The following is a 20,011-nucleotide window of genomic DNA, read 5'->3' on the forward strand; positions in this document are numbered from 1 at the left end:
TGCACGGCGTTTCTCCTTCTGGTGTGTCGGGGTCAGAAGCTGTCGACGGCGGTGACAGCCGGGTAGAGGAGGAACAGCATGTAGGCGGCGGCCAGGAGCATGACCGGCATGGACATGCGTTCGGTGGCGGAGTTGGCCCGGGCCTCCAGGGCGGCGGCCTGGTGGGCGCGCAGGGTGGCGGCGCGGATGGTGAGGGAGTCGCGGATACGGGCGCCTTCGGTGCCGGCGAGGCTCATCGTCGCGGCGAGTTCCTGCAGTTCGACGACGCCGGTGTCCTCGCCGAGCTGGCCGAGGGCCTGCCAGGGCGGGATGCGTAGCAGCCGGGCGGTGGCCACGGCACGGTTCAGGCGTCCGGCGGCCCAGCCGTGGGTGTCGGCGCAGGCGTCGTCGAGGGCTTGTTCGAGTCCGGCGCCACCGGCGAGGGAGATGACGACGAGGTCGAGCACGGCGGACAGGGCGTAACGCAGCTCGTCGCGGCGCCGCTGCGCCTCGGCGTGCACGGTGGTCTCGGCCAGCCACCAGCCGCCGGCCGCGCCAGCCAGCGACGCCCACAGCGGCATGCCGGCGGCGAAGCTGACCCCGCCGGAGGCGAGGACGGCCATCGCGACCGGGGGCAGCAGCAGGCCGGCGAGGACCGCGAGGGCCTGGTCGGCCAGGTGGGTGGCGGTCGGCCGTCCGAGTACGGCGAGGTCGGCGCGCATCCGCTGCCGGGGCAGGCCGAGGGCACGCAGGGGCGCGGCGAGCAGCCGGGTCCTGGCCCCCACTGGTTCTTCCGGGGCAGTCGGGGTGCGGCGCAGGGCGTCGAGGGCCTGGGCGAGGCTGGGGCGGGCGGGATGCAGGCCGGTGCCGGCCAGGACGAGGCCGAGCCCGGCGATGACGCCGCACGCCACCACGAAGGCGGCCATCACGCCACCTGCCCGGGCTGGTCGGCCGAGAGCACCCGTGGTGGTTGCGGGACGCGGGAGGCGCGGGTCAGCCACCAGAACCCGCCGGCGAACACCGCTCCGACGACAAGGAGCACGATCTGCCCGGTGACGCTGCGGTAAGGGGCGAGGAACCCGCGGTTGAGCAGGATGAGCCCGGCGACCATCGCCACCGACGTGCCGGTGATGACCCGGGCGGCCGTGCGGGTCGCGGCCCGTTTAGTGGCCACCCGCATCCGGATGCCGGCGAGCTCGCGGGCGGTGGCGGCGAGGCTGGTCAGGCACTGGGACAGTTGCCCGCCGTGGTAACCGGCGGCCTGCGTCAGGGCGCGCACGACGAGGTCAGCGGTTGGGTCGGCGAGGTCGGCGGCGAACGCGCGCAGCGCGTCGGGCAGCCGTGCTCCGCCGCGCACCGCCCCCGCGAGGGCCTGCACCTGGGGGCGAATGGGCTGGGGTGTGACAGGGGCGGTGGCGGTGATGGCCTGCTCCAGGCCGGCGGCCGAGGACAGGGTGTCGCGCAGCAGCTCGGCCCAGGTGGCGATCGCCTCGATCCGGGCGATCGCGCGGGTGTGCTCCCGGTCGGGGCCGAGGACGCGGGGCAGCGCCCACACCGCGGCGGCGGTCAGCAGCGCCGCGACCGGCCAACGGGTCGCCGCTGCGGCGGCGAATCCGGCGACGATGGCCGCGAGGAGCCGGGTCCGGTCGGCCGACGTCCACCGTTGCCGTGTCCGGGTGGTCGGGGTGCCGGGTGGGCGGCGGCGTAGCCCGTCGGCGACGAGGATCAGGCCGGCCGCGCAGCCCAGGCCGAGCAGGATCGGCAGCAGGTCCATGCTCACCACCGGTCCCGGACGAGGAGGTCGGGGTTGAGGCCGGCGGCGGTGAGCTCGTCGAGCGTGTCGGCGCGGATCGGCGCGGCGGGGATGGCGCGCCGATCGGGGCCAGGGCGGTAGATCTCGTTGGTGGGAACCTGGGTGCCGTCGGTCTCCAGGACCTGACGGATGGAGGACACCACCCGGGTGCCGTCGGTGGCGACGTCCAGGTGCACGACGAAGTCGACGGCCTGGCCGATGAGCACATTCGCCGCGTCGAAGGTCAGCTTCTCCGGCGCCTGCATGACGTACATGGCCAGCCGGGTCAGCGCCTGCTTGCTGGAGGAAGCGTGCAGGGTGCACATGCTGCCGTCGTTGCCCTGCGACATGGCCAGAAGCATGGGAACGGCCTCAGCGCCGCGGGTCTCGCCGACGATGACCCGGTCCGGGCGCATCCGCAGGCCCCAGCGCACCATCGTGGACATATCGATGCCGCCGACGCCTTCGAGGTTCGGTTCCCGCTGCTGCAGGGCGGTGGTGTTCGGGTGGGCGTCGCTGTCCTCGTCAAGGCCGAGTTCGTAGGCGTCCTCGACGGTGACGATCCGCTCGTGGGGGCTGATCGCGCCGGCGGCGGCGCGCAGCATGGTGGTCTTGCCGACGCCGACGCCTCCGCAGATCACGATGTTCTTGCGCGCCCGCACCAGCGCCCGGATGAGTTCCCGCAACCCCACCGTGATCTCCCCGCGGTGCAGCAGGTCGTCCAGGGTCACCCGGTGCAGGGTGTTGCGGCGGATCGACAACGAGGGCCGTTTCGCCACCGCCATCACGGCGAACAGGCGTTGCCCGCCGGGCAGCCGCAGCGACAGGCCGGGCGAACCGCGGTCGAAGCGGCGCTCCTCCTGCCCGCTGCGCGCCGCCGCGACCCGCACCAGGTCGACCAGGTCGTCGTCGGAGGCGGCGACCTGCGGCACTCGCTGCACCTGCCCGTCGGTGGTGCGGATCCACACGTTGTCGCAGCCGTTGGCGAAGATGTCCTCCACCCGCGGGTCGTCAATCAACCTCTGCAGGCCGCCTAGGCCGGTGAAGCTGTCCCGCAACGCCCGCGCCAGGGCCGCCTCGGCCTGCGGAGTGAGCGGGACCCGGCCGGCGGAGATGTCCTCGCGTGCGTGGACGACGAGTTCCTCCGCGATGTATCCCGCGATCACCGCGTGCCGCTCGCCGTCGGGAAGCTGCGCGCCGTGCGCGGCCAGGCGGTCACTGACCCGGGCCCGCAGCCGCGCCACCACCTCCGGCGGCGCCGCGGTCGTGACGCCGCTCAGGGTCGGGGCGGTCACCGCACGACCTCCAGGGCCGCACCGGCGGGCTGCCCGCCGGCCGCGAGGGACGCGGCGAGGGCGCGCAAAGCTTGGGCGAGGCGGGTACGTGTCCACGCCCGCCCCGTCATCCGCCCGGCGAGGACACCCGCGCCCCACCGGTCGGCGGGCATCTGCGCCCACACCGGGACACCGAGGCGCCCACTGATCTCCGCCGGGGTGTAGGCGGACCTGCCGCAGACCGCCAGCCCGACACCACCCGGCCGCGCCGCGGCACGCAGCGCCGGCAAGCGGGTGTCCAGGTGATCCAGGTACTCCGTCGACCCCGAGGTGACCAGCACGACCGCGTCAGCGGAGCGCAACAGGCCCCACGAGGGGCTGTTGGCGTAGAGGCGACCCGCGTCGGCGACCACTACCGGCGCCAACCGCGCGACCGCCTCGGCCTGGCCGGCGAGGATCGACACCGCCCCCGCGGCGGTCTCGGCCGCCCCCGGCCCGACGAGGACGTGCAAACCCAGCGGCACCTGCTGCACGTACGGTGCCGCCCCGCCGGTGTGCCCGCCGTGCCGGGCCGCCGCCGCCAGGGACGCCAGTCCCGGCTCCTGCGCCAGCCCGAACCGCGCCGCGACCACCCCGCCACCGGGGTCGGCCTCCACCAGCAACGCCGGACGGTCCGGCCACAACGCCGCCATCCCCAACGCGGCCGTCGACGCGCCCGGCGCGCCGGACACCGACGCCACCACCACCAACATCTCCCGCACCTCCTCACGTCTCACTGGGACGGGCCGAGCTGCACCAGCGACACGTCCCCCGGGGCCGCCGCGACCGCTTCCGCCGCATCCGCGGCGAGCAGCACCGTCACCAACTGCGTGCCCACCTGGTCGGCGCCCGCCGCCACGGACACGACCGTGGCCACCGCCCGGCGTACACCGTTGTTCTGCTGCGGCGCCTGCTGCCCGCCTCCGGTCGGCGGGGCGACCAGCACCACCACCCGCGACCCGGCGGTCAGGCTCGTCGGGGCCCGGCCCGGCTTGACCGGAACCGCGATCACCGCCTGCCCCGCCGCGGGCCACGCCGCCGGCCCGACCTGCGCCGACACCAGCAGGCTCCCTGCCGCCAGCGGCACCGCCGCCGAACGGCCGACGACCCCGCCGCGCCGCTCGGCCGGGACCAGGTCCAGGCCGGACGGGTTCGCCACCCGCACCACCCGCACATCGGCGTCGGTGATGACCTGACCCGCCGGTACGTCCCGCGCGACGGCGAGGAACTGCTCGTCGGCGTGCCGGCGCAGGTCCACCTGCCAAAACGTCACCACCGTCGCCAGGACCAGCAGCAGCCCGGCGACCACACGCCGGCCGCTGCGCCGCCCCACCCGCCGCGTACCGGCGGGCACCGGCGGCAGGTGCGCAGCGGCGGTGTTCACCGCCCGGGGACGGTCCGTGGTGACGCTCACCGGACAGCTCCGACGATCGCCTGGGACTCCGCCACCCGCACGGACACCGTCGAGGTCGTCGTGAGCGGGGCGAGAGTGCCCCCGCCGCCGGCACCAGACCAGGTGACCGACCACGTCACCGTCGCCCGCAGCCGGAACGCCGCCCCCGCCGCGACAGCGGACGAGGATGTGTAGGTGTGCCCGCACGGCCACGACGCCCGCGGGTCCGTGCCCGGCTTCCACGGCTTGCCCGGACCGGCGCACGTCAGGTCGTCGCTGCCGTCGCCGAAGGACCACACCACCCGAGTCGGCGTCGCGGTCGCGGTCACCGACACCCCCGGCACCGAGGCGGTCGCCGACCGGGCACCCCACGTCGCTGGGTCCACCCACAGCCACACGGGCACCTGCACCAGCACGAACGGCGCGGTGGTGGGATTCGTGCGGATCTGCGGCGAGGGCAGGCGCAGCCGAGAACGCGCTGTCTGCGCCAACGCCGCCAAGTTCACCGTCGGCGCCTGGTCCAGCCACACCGGCACGTCCTGCGAGCCGAGCCCGCTGCCCACGCAGGTCCGCGAATACCAGCCACCCTCCGGGCCCTCACCCGGCGGGGGCGGGAGGTCTACGTCGACCGGCGCCCAGTAGCAGCCGTCCTCGCCGCCGCCACCCGAGCCGTCATCGGAACCGCCGCCGCCCTGGTTGCCGCCATTCGAGCCGCCCGGTCCGCCCGGAGTGCCGACGCTGATGTCACACTCGGCCGCGTTCGGGGTCTGGCTGCAGTCCACGTTTCCCAGCCCGTCGTCGGCCCAAGCAGAGGAGAAGGCGCCGACGCCGACGCCAACAATCAAGAGCGCGATCCCAGCGCGCAGAGCAAGCCTCAGCATGAGCCGACCGCCTGTACACCGAAGCTGGACACCTTCCAGCCGCCGTCGTCGCGGGTCACGGTCGCCCTCACGGCACGGTTCCCGCCCGGGACGTCATCGGCCAATGCTCCAGTCGCCGTCTTGTAGGTGAGGAATCGCGCCGTGTTCAGGCAGTCCTGCACCGAGATGCTCGACGGCGTGGCAGCGGGCGAGGCTTCCGTGACCTGCGGATCCGACTGGTACTCGCCCTTGATGACCTCGCCGTCCCGGCGGAGCTTCGCCAGGCCGTTCTTCAGGTTCGTCAACGCTTCCCCGGTGGTGTGCACAGGCAGGGAAGGCTCGTCCGGATTGGCCGTCAGGCCGGCCTTCGCGTAGGCCTGCCACATGCCTCGGTAGGCGTCCAGCGCCGCTTTTTCGGCTCTGCCGCGGGCGTCCTGGGTCGGCGCGGGAACAGATGGCAGCGGAGTTCGGCTGTCTTCGGCAGGCTCGGCACCCGTGCAGCCGCCCGCAGCCGCAATAGCGACCAGTGCGGCGAGAACAGCCACAGTGGATAGCGGATTGCGGGGCCGGCATGGTCGGTGCCTGACCCGACGCCTCCGCCGATCACGGAAAGTCACTTTTCCTCCTCAGGTGCGCCCAGCCACAGCAGGCGCTGGCGTTCCTGCAGCGATGCGTGGAAGTTCCAGGGAGCGCGGTCTGAATCCACCTCTACACCCGGACCCCGCAGTTACCGCAACGTACTTACCGTCAGGTGATTACGACTCCGTGAGCACCCTTCGGTAAGCGCCAATACACTGAAATCAGAACCAAACGGCGGTCGGGTGTCGGGTTAGCGACACTATGCCCGCAGGCATCGATGCCTCTAGAATCCCTCTGAACAGTTCGAGGGAGTCCCGATATGAGTCGCAGTGCCGAGGCTCGTTGCCCCCGCGACCTAGCCCGCGAACTGGGCCGGCGAGCGAGCGCGGTCGCAGCCCTCGTCACGCTGCGCGACCACGGCGACTCCAGCCTGGACGAGCTGGCGAAGCTTAGAAATTGCCGAGACGATGCTGAACTTGCAGGCGACCTGCGCTGGTTGGCGGCTGCTGGACTGGTGCGGCGCGCCTCGGGAGCCGGAAGCTGGGACGTAACAGATGCCGCGTCCGTCTACCTACTCTCACGGCCAGGTCGGGCCCTTGCCGATACCCTCGCGGCGTTGGCGCAGGCGTGCGACAAGCTGGGCGAGCGCCACTCTTCAGGACGCACGTCTGTCGATTAGCCAGCACCTCATCCCTCGGAGGTCGTGAATTTTACTATTCACGCTGCGCAGTGCTGCCCTTACACTCTTCGGGGTAGCCGACCTTGACGGGGAGGGAAGGCGGTGCATTCCTTTCAACGCGTCTACGACGCTGTCCGGCTGTGCGGACACCGGTGGTCCCTGGAGATCCTGACCGCGCTGCAGCAGGGGCAGCCCATGCGCTTCACCGATCTGCTGCACACCATCAGCCCTGCGCCCAGCTCGAAATCACTGAACGAGGCTCTGCGGCGGCTGCAGGAGCACGGCCTCGTCGGGCACGTCGCAAGCACTGAGGGCAGCCGCTACGCCCTGACCGAAGCCGGTGAGGAACTACTGCCGGTGCTCATGTCATTCATGGCCGACCTGGGGCAATGGCTCGATACCTACGGCGATGAGACCAGCCAGGCCTCGGGCAACAACCGCACCCGCCCCTGAGTAGCGTCGAGGGCGCGAGGGCTCGGTGGTGGTGAGTCACCTCGACGTGGCCGTCTTACTCGCCGGTGTCGGGCTCACCGGTGCACTGGCCGGCGCGGCTCTACCACGGGCCGCGCGGCTGCTATCGGTGCCAGCCAGCCGATGTGGCAACAACATCACGGTATCGACAGAGGCCACCCTCTGGGGCGGCCGGGACCGGCTTGCAAGCTGGTGGTGGATGCGCGTGCCCGGGTGGCTGCTCGGCAGCACCACCCTCGCGGTCGCCTCGGTCGGCATCGAAATGCGCCTGCGGTCTGCAGAGCCGCGCAGCCTTGCGACCTTGGCGGTGTGGCTGGTCGTTCTCTACAGCGGGGCACTGCTCGCGGCCGTCGACATCGCCGTGCGCCGCCTGCCCACTCCCGTCATCGCCGTCGCGGCAGCTGCGGTCTTCGCCATCCTCGCTGCCGAGGCCGCGATGACCGCTGACGGGCGGCGGCTCGTCATCGCTGCGGCGGCCGGCGCAACGCTCGGCGGCGGGTACCTGCTGCTCGCCCTCATCGCCGGCAGCGGCATGGGACTCGGCGACGTTCGACTCGCCGCACTTCTCGGGGCCGCCCTCGGCACACTCGGCTGGGACGCAGTGCTCGTCGGCGCGGTCCTGCCGTACCTGCTCGCCGCGCCCGCCGCGCTGATCCGCCTGGTAGGCCGCCGGGGTGAGGGCAGCATGCCCTTCGGGCCATACCTCGTGGCCGGCGCCCTCGCCGCACTTCTACTCACCGCTTAATGGCGACGGTGAGCCCAGGCCGACCAGACATCCCGACTCGATGTGCCCAGCGCCCGGCTGATGCCCTTACCAGGAGGACGAGCCGGCGGCCCCGTACGCAGCGCGCGGTCCAGCCGGGTTGATTCGGACGACGACGGAGAATCGCGGTGTGTTTTGGCAGCGCACCTCGCAAGCTGGCAGGCCAAATTCATTGGGCATGAGCCAAAGCCTGCTTGGGATCTTTGCGAGCAGGACGATGTCCCTCGATCCGGTCGGCTCGCCACGGCCGGTTATCGGCACCAGTTCCAGACCGGGCGCCCGAGGGCTCAGTCAGAGCCGGCGGCGCGGGCGGGGCCCGGGGCGGTGGGAACGGATCGGGACAGTTGGTTCGTCGCTACTACCACTGAGCCGTGCAGCCCGGGCCTTGGCCCGCCGGTAGGCGTGCAGCAGAAGCGCCACGTCCTCACCTACCGGGGGCGCAGCGAGGATCAGCGAGGCGACAAGCTCTTTGCGATTTGTTCGTTCGCCCGTCTCCTCAGCGAGCGTTACGAGATCGTCAAGTCGATCGCTGATCGGAGCTGGCAACGAAAGGCCGATGCGCTTCTCGGGGCATTCAGGCAGTGGCGTATCGGCGCTGATTCGTCGCCGCGTGGTCATGTACCTGCTCCGGACACCGAGGTAGTCTATCGCCAAGACGCGCGTCTAAAACATATCTATCGCATTTCAACGTGGCAATGTACGATCACGCACCCGGCGAATGGGCCGGCAGGAGGTGGCGTTACTGATGGCGACGCAGGTCGACAGCGGTCCAGTCGTTCGGCCTCGGCTCGTGAACCCCGCCAACTTCCTCTTCGCAACCCGCGACACTGGGTACAAGACGACCGGACTGGCGATCGCGGAGCTGATCGATAACTCCCTGCAGGCTGGAGCGCGGGAGGTCGCGGTTGAGGTTGCTACCGCGCGTAGCCCCGACCGGCAAATTGAGATCATGGTCGTCGACGACGGCGTGGGCATGGACGCTCAGACACTCGCGGAGGCGCTGACCTTCGGCGGAACGAGCCGGTTCAACGACCGGAGGTCGCTGGGGCGCTACGGCATGGGGTTGCCGAACGGTGCGCTCAGCCGAAGCCGGCGCGTTGAGGTCTACACCTGGCGACCTGGTGTCGGCGTCCTCTGGTCGAGGCTAGACATCGACGAACTGGTGCACGCTGGTGATGCTGCGCTGCCTCCTGTCGAGCACATCGACCGGCCGGCGTTTGTGCCCAACACCGGCTCCGGTACAGTAGTGCGGCTGACGCGCTGCGACAGGGTGGAATACAAACGTTCTACTGCGCTCGTCCGGAGGCTCAAGGACGATCTAGGGCGAATCTACCGACACTTCCTTGCCGACGGCGTCAGCCTCCAGGTGAACGGGCAACCTGTGGTAGCAAACGATCCTCTGTGTCTGCAACCTGGGTCGAAGATCACCGGCGGTAGACAGTTTGGCGATGATCTCCTCTACGAGATCCCGGCAGGTTCCACGACCGGCACCATATCGGTTACTTTTAGTGAACTTCCGATCGATCGCTGGCACGGGTTGTCGACGGAGGAGAAGCGGACGATGGGCGTTACGGCTGGCCCGCCGGTCTCTATCGTCCGCGCGGGCCGCGAAATCGATCGCGGGTGGTTCTTCATGGGCGGTAAACGTCGCGAGAACTACGATGACTGGTGGCGGTGCGAGATCAGGTTCGACCCGGTCCTTGACGAACTTTTTGGGATCACCCACGCCAAGCAGGCAATCTCACCGCGACCAGAACTGTTGGAAATTATCTCACCGGATCTGGAGACGATCGCTCGTGCGCTAAACGGTCGCGCCCGAAACCGATTCATGCTCGTCAAGGCCGCAGAGCCGCTGAGCGCGGCGGAACGGCAGGCGGCGCGTGCTGAGGCCTCACTGCCGTCCTTGCCGCGCGGGCGCCGGCCCATCCCTGACGAACTCAAGGACTTGGTGGATGGCCTGCACCGGCACGACGCGCCGTACCAGATTGCAGCCGCGGAGCTGCCCACGATGGGCGCATTTGAGGTCGTCGTGCGAGATCGGCAGATCATCGTGTTACTCAACACGAAGCATCCCTGGTATCGCGATCTGTATGGTCCGCTCGCGATGAGTGAGCTGGGCAGAGACCACGACCTTGCTCGTCAAGTTGCTCTCACACTTCTGGCCTCCGCCCGCGCTGAGGCAACGCTGCGGCGAGGCGCCGAGCGGGGGCATGCACAGACGCTGCGCCAGATGTGGGCCGACGTCCTCGCCACCTTCATGAATGCCTAGCATGATCGAGATGTGGTACTCGCTCCCCTGCCCGCCAGAGTGTCAACCCGCTGAGCGGCGGGCGTTTGTGGCGCTTGGTCGTGCGCTGGCAACCGATGACGCTTCGGCACGTCAGGCCGCGCGGGAACGTTGCCTCGCGAAGGACAACGCCGCGCTCACAGCCGCCACCCACGTTCTGATTGATCTTGTTGGTCAAGGCTGGAACGTGCGGGTCGATGACCACGAGGTGGCCATCGCTCCGCCGCTTGGAGTCGCCGATCCGGTCGAGGAGAAGAGTCGAGTACGGCGACAGGAACTCATCAAACGAGATGAGCAGCTATCCATCCCGTCGGTGCGTCGTTTCATCGCTGCCATGGAGAAGCCGCGGGAGTTCGAGGGTAAGTTCGTATCGATCTTCAGCCTTATGAGAGATGGCAAGGAACTTTCGACGGCTCTTCAGGCTCTCGAGATCGACGGAGACGCGGATCTGGCTCGGTTGCGTGGAGTGATCGACCCATACGTACAGGTAGTGTCCAGTAGTGAGCGCTGCATGCAGACTGGTTTCAGGCTCATGGACATTTGGCGGTACTTTCGTCACACCTGGTCTAATCAGTACACGAGCACTCCCGGGCGCACCATGATGATTCTAATTCGGGACCGTGCAGCCCCATTCCACCCGGTAATTGGAATCGCCGCACTTGGCAGCGCGGTCGTACAACTAGCGGAACGCGATGACTGGATCGGTTGGCAACCGGCAGTGTTCCTTGAAAACCTGCGCGCCGCCCCGACTCTGCGGATGGCTCGGTGGATTACCGCCCGACTGCAAACAGCGTTGGAAGAACTGCATGTCGAAGACTTGGTTAAAGACGGCTTGTACTGGCCCACGCTGTGGGAAAATCCCACCACGGATGCAATCGAGCGATTGCTGAAGGAGGCGGAAACTCGCCGCCGAGATCATCACCGGTTCGTCAAGGCGACGGACTTCAAAAAGGTTCACGACGCCGACGATGTCAAAAGCTGGCGTCGACGTGCCGAATCCGACCTCTTCCGCAGCAAGCGTTGCCTGGCACTGGCCGATCTTCTCAGCGCTCGACAAGCGTTCGCGCCCTACCTATACCCAAAGGCAAGCCGCACCGGGCTGTCCGACGCGCTCGACAGCCCGAAGGCCCGGCGGGCGATCATGTCCGTACTGCGTAGGGCGAAAGCCGATGCAGTAGGAACCGAGATTGCCGATCTCACCGTATGCGGCGCTGTCGCTCCCTATAACGCGCTGCTGGGGGGCAAGCTCGTCAGCATGCTGGCGGTCAGCCCAACGGTCGTCAAGGCCTACCACCGGCGCTATTCGACCTATGCCAGTGAGATCGCGTCATCAATGGCCGGTCGACCGATCCGTCGGCGGTCAAACCTTGTTTTCGTCGGAACGACCTCGCTCTACGGCTCGGGCGCCAGCCAGTACAACCGGATCCGGATCCCGCCCGAGGTCCTCGGCGGGCTCTCGCCTATCGAGTTCCGCCAGCTCGGCCGGTCGAAGTCGTTCGGCACGTCGCACCTATCGGCGGAATCGGTGCGAGCGTTGGTGCGTCTTGCGGAGCAGACCGCACGCGGTGCGCGGGTCAATAGCATCTTTGGCGAAGGGGTGAACCCGAAGTTCCGCAAGGTCCGTCACGGCTTCGACCTCCTGCAGTGGCCGTCGGATACCCTGCTGCAGCATGGGCGTCAACGCATCATCTACGGCATCAGCTTGGTGGACAACCTCTTGCCCTACCTACTCGGTAGCGACGCGGAGCCGAGCTACAAGTTCCGCCGTCGTAAGAGCACCGCGGATGTGGACGCCATCTCCGCATGGTGGATGCGTCGGTGGTGCCACCCACGCAGTAAGTCGCCAGCGGTGCTGGAGGCGGTCACGGCCCACCGCCTAACCAGACCGGTCAGGCACGGTGCACGCGTCACACTGCCCGATTTGCCACTTACCGCCGGTGAACATGAGCAGCTGGAGCTGTACTGACTGCCTAGAAGAGGCGATCGTGTGGCACCGGGTCAACATCGATGATGCGCTCGTAGTAGGGACGAACTGAGGTTCGTGTGTACGGCGTCTGGTGGGCGTTCTGCACAAAACAAGTAAGGGGAGCCATCGATCTCACTGCATCAGCCAAGCGTTCGGCTTCAGAACCGCTGGTCTTTCCGACCAGGGCTTTCTGGACCGCACGGACCTGGTCGACCTGGGTCTGGCTGAAAAACAGCCTCGTCGCCGTAGCGCCAGACACTGCATCGGGCAGATCCTTCGGGTACTGCGTGGCGATGACGACACCTGCGCCGAACGCCCGGCCCTCTCGCATGAGAGGTTCCAGGAAGGGTGATTGGACGAGACGCCATGCCTCATCCAGCACGACAAGCCGCTTCAGCACCCGCGGCTGCGGGCGTCGGATGAGCTGGTTGTAGAGGGCCATCAACAGGAATTCCGCCACCGCATTCTTGACCTCCTCGCCGGGCAGTTGGCTGAGGCGGACAACGGAACGCCCGTCGAGCAGTTGCTCGAGCGTGGCGCCGTCTCCATCGCCGGCGAACAATCCAAGATCAAAGATAGGCGACAGGCGCCCGATGAGCGCATCATGGCCTTCACGTTCGAGCACCTCACGGATGGCGTCAAACGGTAGATAGGTCTGGTCCGATGCTGGTGTGAAGGCTCTACCGTCGAGGCCCAGGATCGTATAGGTCTCTTTCATTGCTTCACGCAGATGGTACGCCTGCTGATCCCCCAGGCGATAGATCCGCTTGAGGATGCCGACGAGCTGATGCACGTGCGACATTGGGTTTGCCCGGCCTGAGGTAGGATCGGTCGGCGGTACCAACGGGTTGAAGGGCAACCCCCCAATACTGGCGTCGAACATGGACAGCTGCTCGGCACGCGTGTACTCCACGCCCGCGTAGTCATCCTTAAAGTCGAGAATCAGGGCCGGCAGACCGTTCGGCGCCGCCATGAGTTCGCGCAGGATCGCTTTGGTGGCTTGAGTCTTGCCACTGCCGGTCTCACCAGTGATTGCGATGTGGCCGTTGGCCAGCGGACGGTCGGGACGCTGCGGGTCGTACCAGACCTCAACCGGCCTGCCGTACTGCCCGGCAGCTTCACCAAGAAACGCGCGCGGCCGGTCAGCCGACGACGACGCTGCTGCTACCGAGGCCTCAGGGGCTGCGACCCTGTTAGACGCCGACCTCGCAAGGGTCGTCTCGGCGGGAGCAGAGACTGATCGCCCTACTTCAGTAGGCGAAGGGCTGTCAGCTTCCGTCCTTGGTGGCGTCTCTTGTTCCGGCGGACTGGGCACCTCACGTACGGGCGGGACGGCCTGCTGAAGCGCGCCTACGCCGGATTCGTTCAGCTGCGTCACGGTGAGCGGGAACGTGCGACCTCTAGTGGCCTGGGCGCTCACACGCCTGGGCGGTCGTAGTGACTCCGTGTCCACACCGATGGAGACCTCGACCAGATGCAGCTCGATGGTGAAAGGCACCTCGCCTTCGAATAGCCGTTGCGAGGCACTTGCCCAGGCCCGTCGTTCGTCGGTGTCGTGGCCGCGTTTCGCGAGTTCGCGATACACGTGCGCTCGAAGGATCTCCCGGCGAGCTGGCGTAGTGATGAGCTCATCCGCCCGGTCGGGATTGAACACGTCACGAAGCAGCATGCCGGTGGACAGGGCCTGGTTGACCGCCGGCCCCGTGGCAGTGTCGCCATCAATATGAAACTCAGCCGACGTGTCCTGCATCGTCTTCACCTCGAAGACGGTGATGGTGCACCCTTCTTCGCTGTACTCGATCCCGAGCAGGTCGGCCCTTCGGGCGTCTTCGTGAAGGTGCAGCCACCTACGGGCCATGTCATCATCAAGGCTGATGAGCAGACGCTTGCGATCCGCGGGCCGGTTCTTCTTATACCACCGCGCCACGATGAGCGTTCCAAGCAAGCCCTTGGTCCGGTTCTGGTCAACTTGGCGCTCGAGGTCAGGCGTGAGTGTCAAGGCACCCACGTCGAGAAGTTCTGTTAGCTCCTGCAGGAGTTCGTCAAGGTCAGCGTCACTGACCGCAGTGTTGTACTGACGGACAACCTCGCGCAGCGCTCGCCGGAACGGGTCGGTGGCGTCGGCGAATGCAACTACCTCACGGGTGCGATCGCGACCACTGAAGACCTGAAGCTTCCCGAGCATGAGGTCTCGGTCGACGTGCCGATCGGCCAGGACGAACCACGGTGCCGTTGCCGCTACGGCCTTGAGGCGTTCCCGCACGTCGCCATCTTGTCGCACGGCGAGGCGTGACGCGGGTGCCTGCTTGGCAATCAGTTGGGCAACCGTGAAATAGGCGGCGAAGGGCCCGCCTGGCGCGGGTTCCAGGTCCACAGTCTTGGCAAATACGCGGTACTTAAGTCGCTGAGGCATCGCGAGGGGCTGGACCGGCTGCTCTATGAAGCTGAGCGCATCCTGCATACCCGCCGATTGGTCGAATGCCACCAGGACGTGTGCAAGCATGCCTGCCGGTGGCTTCACGGTTTCGGCCGGCAGCGCGCGCACTTCGAAACTGAAGCGTCGATCCTCTGCGGTCGCGTGAAAAAGTTGCGCCACCCGTGCTTCGTCGTCGTCATCAAGTTCGAGCGACTGTATTCCAGCGTTGCGGCCCTTGTAGAGCACGGTGAGGTGAGCGCCCTGGATCTTCTCGCTGTACGCCAGGTCGGTCAACAGCTTCAGGTAGGGCCCTGGGCCGGGCGGGTCCAGCAACGCCAGGCGGAGCCCGTGGCGCGCTGGAGGGTGTGCTTCAAGGAACGCTTCGACGATGCGACGAATCTGTGCATAGCCGTCTTGCCCCACACTTCGTTCCTGCTTAACCGCGAAGTACGGAAGATGCCCGATGTCGCTGACGTGAGGCAGAACCTGTGGCGTGTCAGGCGTCAGATCTGGGAGGCAAAGACTGGTCAGAAAGTTCGGCAGCTTTCCCGCCGAGTCCCTTACCAACTGGAGGTCGCGTGCGCTGAGCCGGTCACGCTGAGCGACAACGATGCGCGCGAATTCAGAATACCGCCACAGGTACAAGGGATGCAGGGGCGTGAGCATCGCGATCGTAGTCAGGCCAGACCCAAAGGCAATGGTGTCGAGCTTCAAGATCTGGGAGATAACCTGATTGACATCTTGGGTGTACTCCGCAAACAGCTTCCCGTACGTGTTGCCGATGCACGTTAATAGGTCGTGATACCGCTCGACGTAGTCGCAGATCGCGACCCTTGAATTCCGTGCCGCCGCCACCGCAAGGGGCTCGACTGTCAGACGACCCGCATACCCCACGATCTTGTCTCGAGCCTTGTCGAACGACTCAAATCGCGCACGTAGTTCCCGGCCAGCGTCGTCGTCGAGGCTATCGAGGAATTCAAGGATCTGCTGGCTGGTCCACTCTGCCTTGAGGTCATCTTCACCCCGGTAGCCGCGGATTCTCTCCCAGATGTCGCCGTCGTTCCCGTCGATCCAGCCCCCGTAACGACCGACGCCCACGAGCCGGGTCACGATGTCGACGACTTCGCCGGAGACCTGCCCTTGGATGATGATCCCGGAGGGAAGCTCGTCCTCCCATCGTTCCGTGCCGACGGGAGTCCCCCCGCTGTCGAGTTCGCTGACCCCTGCAGCCGACTCCACGGCGGCGTCGAGATCATCCTGAAGAGACGCGTCACCGGAAAGCAATGCGTCCGCAGCGACAGTCGAGGCCGAAACCGGCGTGTCGAGCGGCCGATTGCCGCTCCCATCATCCGCGACGCCGCCCGAGGGGTGAGAGCCTTGGGTGCTGGTATCTGGCGGTATGACGGGGCCAGTCTGCGGTACCGCGTCATGGTCTGCTGGCAGGGGCGGGGGTTGCCACCGGCGGACCGAGAAGAGATCTTCGGCGTCAGCGACGGTGAGCTGATCCGCCGACTCGCCGCGGCGCAGCTGCCGAAGGAGGCGAAGACTGCGCCGAAGGGCCGCCCGCCGGTTCGGATCGGCCTCCTTGGCGATGTTCTCGGCGATTGCACGCCGGTCCTTTTCCGTCAGCGTTTGGAGCCGACCAACCAGATCGCGGTTCCTCTGAATGCGATTGGCGACCGCCCGGTCGCTCGCGTCGTCAAACAGCTTCGGGTCTGCCAGCAGGCCCAAGCGCGGAAGTTCCCGGCTCGACTTCAGTTTGAACTCCATCGCCTGGTCGGGCCCGTCTGGCAATGAGGTGTAGTAGTCAAGAAGTTGGCCGAAAGAGATGTTGCGGTCGCCGCCGAGCCTTTTCCACCAACTGATGAGTACATCGTTGGCGCCAGCGAGCTGCTGCTGTGCTTGCCTGATAAGTAGACCCTTGAGCTCGACCGGGCCGATGGGAGCGAAATCTTGCAGCGATGAAAGCCGGGCCTGATCTCCGGCCGCGATCACCACGATCGTCGCCTCAAGGCTTCTGTCATTACGCCACTGCTCGGCTCGCTGGACGCTGTTGGTGAACTTATCTGCCGGCATGCCGACCTCGGCGGCCAGAGCCAGGGCATCGCTCGACAGCAACGCAACCCGCAAGTCGGACCTGACTAGGATCCCGCTCAGCCGGGCTAGCACAGTGCGTGCGTCGAAATGCGGAATGTCCCGAACAAGGACGCCCACCGATCCGTACAGCTCAATAATCTTGCGGCACAGCAGCCCGCTGACTAGCTGTTCCCGAGGGTCGATCGTCGTCATAGCAGCGCCAAACTCTTTGGGTCGGTAGTGATGACGGTCTGCCCGTCGGCGAACGCCTTCGCGTAGCCAGCCTCAAGCATTGCCCTCCGCAATGCCTCGACGTTGAGTCGCAACTCCTCCTCGCTTACGGAAGTTGGCGTCCCGAACGGCTTCTGTGCCAGGTTGTTGCATCGCACGATCTGGTCATCGGAGCGCTGTCCGACTACGATTCCATAGTTCGCGCGAATTTCGTCGAGAAACTCCGGAAAGTCGAGCGGCCTTTCTGGATCGACAGTGGCCGCAACGAGCGTTTCGAGAAATTCGGCGTTGATCCCATAGCGCTTTTGCTGCTTGCCGCCACGGCCGGCGACGGACCAAGGAGTGAGGTAACCAGCGCGGCGCCCAAGGTCTGCCAGGAAGCCTCGCGGATGGTTCTTCTCTTCCGCGGCAACTTGCCAGAACGCCTCAGCAATGGCTTCCAACTCGGACACCTGGTCGTCGTGACGGTACGCATCGAAGCCCTGCCGGACCCGGTCCTGAACCTTGGTGGGGAGGCCTGCGATCACTTGTTCAGCCCCGAGGGCACTGACCTGCGGCTGAAGTCTTTCTCGAATACGAAGCAGCATCAACGCCTCGATCGTGTCGCCCGCAGCCCGAAAAGATGCTCGCGATGCATTGCGCAGGGATGTGCGGGAGCCATCGAACATGTCGAGCAGGATCGGGGAGCGTGGAGCGCCTTCAACAGCCTCGGAGTAACGGGAGATCAGATGGACGTGTACGGCGAAGCAGGCGAATGTCACCAGCCTTCGAAGGGAATTCAACTTCGAACCGCTGGTTCGCTCGAAACGGGCGAGACGGTCAAAGGAGCGGCGAAGATTGGTGAGGGTAGGTGAAGCAAGAACAGGCGTGCTTGCATCATCAACGATCATGGGGGCATAGGCATGCTGCATTGCGGCTTCAGTTGCGGTGTCAACGCCCTGCGGTTTAGCGAGCTTTGCCATCGGCATTGCCAGCATCGACCACGGGTCGTCGTCAGTTGACAGTAATTCACGGATATGAATGGCGGCATCCGCCTCATGCCCAGCCGTCAGTAAACGCGCCAGAAAGATGCCGCAGCGATGATCCGATGGGTCACGGGTGAGGAGTGTTTCGTTGGACAGGGTGTATGAGGAGCGTGCCGCTTCGCCGAATACGGCCTTGTCTGTCCCCAGCACGCCTTCGGCAAGGTTCCGCAACGTGCTAAGTGAGTCTCGATCGATGACTTCACCATCGCGACCGGTGATCGCCTCGCCGTAACGCTCAAGGATTGCGCTATTCGGGTTGCGCTCGACTTTCTCACGTGTCTTCTGGTTCAGGATTGATGGCCGAAGAAATTCGGCTAGTGCGTCCGAGTCATATGCGCGTCCCGTCAACGCCCTTCCGAGGCCGTTGGCCACATGCACAGGTTTGATTGAGTTGTTGGTGGGAACAAGTCCGAACTCGGCGATGTAAAGGTCATTCAGGAACGTCTTCAGGTCCGTTGTCACAGTCGGTACCTCGCCGGATGACGTTGAATTTCGAACCTCGCTTCGATATTCTTCTCCACGTTGCGGATTCGCACATCGACAACTTCTGTCTTGCTCGGCCCCACGGAATTGTGCACGCTGTCGACAAATCGTGTGATGCGCCGAGTTGCGCTCCGCGACCAACTCGTTCGCCCGAGACCCCACCTGGCCTCGGTAAGCGTTAGGTACAACGCGCGATCGACCAAGAGGCTGGCGACCGCCACGCCGTACTCGTCTGTAGCGGTGAGGGCGAAGGTCCGGACGAGACGCTGCTCATCGGGCAACCACTCGTCCACCCACGGAGCCAGCTTGGGTGGATCTACCTCGAATCGGCCATGGTGGACCTCGTGCAGGGAGAGGAACGTGCTTGGGGCCCTGACGTCGAAGCGGTGGCTTTGCCAGAGGACGAGGCGTTCGCGGTCGCTATCGGGGCAGTCTGGCTCGTAGAACCTGTTGATTGCTAGAAGCAGTTGCCGGACAACGCCTCCACCTGCTCCGTTACCGTCCGTGACCAGCCTGTCGAAGCTGCGTTCGTCGCTCGGCAAGAGGTCGAGAAGCGACCGACCGTCACGGTGCTCAAAGAAGAACCGCCGCTTGAGCGCGCGATACTCGTTATCTCGGTCATCCGCCGGCATCGGCTGTATGGCAGACGGGCGGAGCCCGTCGATCCACTCTTCTGCCTTTGTGGTCCCCTGCCAGAGCTCTGTGTCGCGCCGGGGGTGCGTTACGGCAGCGGGGTCGAAAACCTCCCGGACAGCATCGAACAGCGGTCCGACGCCGCCTTCGAAGGCAAGCTGCGCGTAGTGGTATCGGTGCGAACCCTGGCTCGCGAGCCGGACCGCAGCCGTTGCCCCTCCGGCGATCAGGAACGCCACGAAGCCGACCAACTGCCGCATTGTTGCGTGGTGGCCTCGCCGTGCAACCTCCGCAAGCATCAGGGCGATCCGCTCTCGAACCTGAGGATGGCGCAATGCCTCGCGGTTGACGACGGCCGGGTCTGTTGGCGACAAGCTGGCGTAGAAACGATCATCGGTTAGACGGGCGATGACCTCGAGTGTGATGGGCGCAGCAAGCACATTTCGCAGGCTAAGGTCGAGGACTCGAACGGGACCCTCAACATCCTTCACAGGCTCCCGGCCATATGACACCGCCTGCTGCACCTGCCGAAGCGCTGCCCTGAGTGGCTCGAAGTCGACAGCCAACGGATGGCGACGCAGCACGAAAAGCGGCCACTCATTGATAGCTAGCACCATGGCTCGACGGTCGCGGTCGCAGTCGCGCCAGCGAGAGAGGATGCTGTCATCGGACAATTCGTTGGCATCGGTAAGAACAACCGCCCCGGCCGCCTCTAACGCTGGCCTGAGTCGCTCGATGAGGTGCGTCTTTCCGTCACCGGGGTTACCCGTGATGATGATCTGATGGTGGGCGCGAGCCAGACCCAGGACATGATCGTTGAGACCGAGGTCCACATCGATCCAACCGAGTTCTTCGGCGGTCAAGCGGTCCGCATAGCTGTTGGTGCTGCGGTACAGGCGTTCCACGAACTCACTGGTTTGAAGAGAGGCCGCCGAGCTTCCGAGGGACCCGGTGGCGTCCCTGCCGCCCGAAACTGGCGCACTCTCACCGCTCGGTGTCACCCAGCAACCGCCCGTTCCCAGGTACATGCTGAGAGGTCGGCCAACCGCTGCTGAGGCACAGGCT

At 66.3% G+C, this 20,011-nt stretch carries 14 protein-coding genes; 4 read left to right on the plus strand and 10 right to left on the minus strand.

Annotated elements, in window-relative coordinates:
• Positions 1-32: 32 nt before the first annotated feature.
• From O7605_RS16870 to O7605_RS16900, 7 genes are all read right to left on the minus strand, one after another.
• Positions 33-905, minus strand: coding sequence for a type II secretion system F family protein (locus O7605_RS16870; protein ID WP_269740065.1), 873 nt, complete (start codon positions 903-905; stop codon positions 33-35).
• Entirely contained in the window at positions 905-1,753 is an 849-nt protein-coding gene (locus O7605_RS16875; RefSeq protein ID WP_269742659.1) for a type II secretion system F family protein, read from the minus strand. Before O7605_RS16875 ends, O7605_RS16870 begins: the two co-directional genes overlap by 1 nt.
• Positions 1,754-1,755: 2 nt before the next feature.
• On the minus strand, positions 1,756-3,066 hold the full coding sequence (locus O7605_RS16880) for a CpaF family protein (RefSeq protein ID WP_269740066.1): 1,311 nt from the start codon (positions 3,064-3,066) through the stop codon (positions 1,756-1,758).
• Entirely contained in the window at positions 3,063-3,797 is a 735-nt protein-coding gene (locus O7605_RS16885; RefSeq protein ID WP_269742660.1) for a MinD/ParA family ATP-binding protein, read from the minus strand. Before O7605_RS16885 ends, O7605_RS16880 begins: the two co-directional genes overlap by 4 nt.
• Before the next feature lie 20 nt (positions 3,798-3,817).
• A complete protein-coding gene (locus O7605_RS16890; RefSeq protein WP_332317178.1) occupies positions 3,818-4,393 on the minus strand; it encodes an SAF domain-containing protein in 576 nt (191 codons plus the stop codon).
• Positions 4,394-4,494: 101 nt separating this feature from the next.
• Positions 4,495-5,358 carry a hypothetical protein gene (locus O7605_RS16895; protein WP_269740068.1) on the minus strand — a complete coding sequence of 288 codons (864 nt, stop codon included), beginning with the start codon at positions 5,356-5,358 and terminating at the stop codon, positions 4,495-4,497.
• On the minus strand, positions 5,352-5,882 hold the full coding sequence (locus O7605_RS16900; RefSeq protein WP_269740069.1) for a hypothetical protein: 531 nt from the start codon (positions 5,880-5,882) through the stop codon (positions 5,352-5,354). The genes O7605_RS16895 and O7605_RS16900 overlap by 7 nt, the downstream gene beginning before the upstream one ends.
• 815 nt (positions 5,883-6,697) lie before the next feature.
• On the opposite strand from O7605_RS16900, the gene O7605_RS16905 reads away from it, so the two are divergent.
• The 4 genes from O7605_RS16905 (at position 6,698) to O7605_RS16920 (ending at position 12,082) form a co-directional block, all read left to right on the plus strand.
• Positions 6,698-7,048, plus strand: a complete 351-nt coding sequence (locus O7605_RS16905; RefSeq protein WP_269740070.1) for a winged helix-turn-helix transcriptional regulator — start codon at positions 6,698-6,700, stop codon at positions 7,046-7,048.
• A gap of 217 nt (positions 7,049-7,265) precedes the next feature.
• The gene (locus tag O7605_RS16910; RefSeq protein WP_269740071.1) at positions 7,266-7,811 is read left to right on the plus strand and encodes a prepilin peptidase; all 546 of its coding nucleotides are present in this window, start codon (positions 7,266-7,268) and stop codon (positions 7,809-7,811) included.
• A 763-nt stretch (positions 7,812-8,574) separates the two neighbouring features.
• Positions 8,575-10,098, plus strand: a complete 1,524-nt coding sequence (locus O7605_RS16915) for an ATP-binding protein (protein ID WP_269740072.1) — start codon at positions 8,575-8,577, stop codon at positions 10,096-10,098.
• Positions 10,099-10,108: 10 nt separating this feature from the next.
• Positions 10,109-12,082: a Druantia anti-phage system protein DruA gene (locus tag O7605_RS16920; RefSeq protein ID WP_269740073.1), complete on the plus strand. Its 1,974-nt coding sequence runs from the start codon at positions 10,109-10,111 to the stop codon at positions 12,080-12,082.
• Positions 12,083-12,086: 4 nt separating this feature from the next.
• Here the strand turns inward: O7605_RS16920 and O7605_RS16925 are convergent, their stop codons facing one another.
• Genes O7605_RS16925 through O7605_RS16935 form a run of 3 tightly spaced genes read right to left on the minus strand, consistent with a single transcriptional unit; the run spans position 12,087 to position 19,851 of the window.
• Positions 12,087-16,787: an ATP-binding protein gene (locus O7605_RS16925; RefSeq protein ID WP_269740074.1), complete on the minus strand. Its 4,701-nt coding sequence runs from the start codon at positions 16,785-16,787 to the stop codon at positions 12,087-12,089.
• Positions 16,784-18,292, minus strand: coding sequence for a hypothetical protein (locus O7605_RS16930; protein ID WP_269740075.1), 1,509 nt, complete (start codon positions 18,290-18,292; stop codon positions 16,784-16,786). The genes O7605_RS16925 and O7605_RS16930 overlap by 4 nt, the downstream gene beginning before the upstream one ends.
• Positions 18,289-19,851, minus strand: a complete 1,563-nt coding sequence (locus O7605_RS16935; protein WP_269740076.1) for a hypothetical protein — start codon at positions 19,849-19,851, stop codon at positions 18,289-18,291. The genes O7605_RS16930 and O7605_RS16935 overlap by 4 nt, the downstream gene beginning before the upstream one ends.
• Positions 19,852-20,011: the final 160 nt, after the last annotated feature.

The sequence above is a fragment of the Verrucosispora sp. WMMA2121 genome (assembly GCF_027460185.1).
Taxonomy (GTDB): domain Bacteria; phylum Actinomycetota; class Actinomycetes; order Mycobacteriales; family Micromonosporaceae; genus Micromonospora; species Micromonospora palythoicola.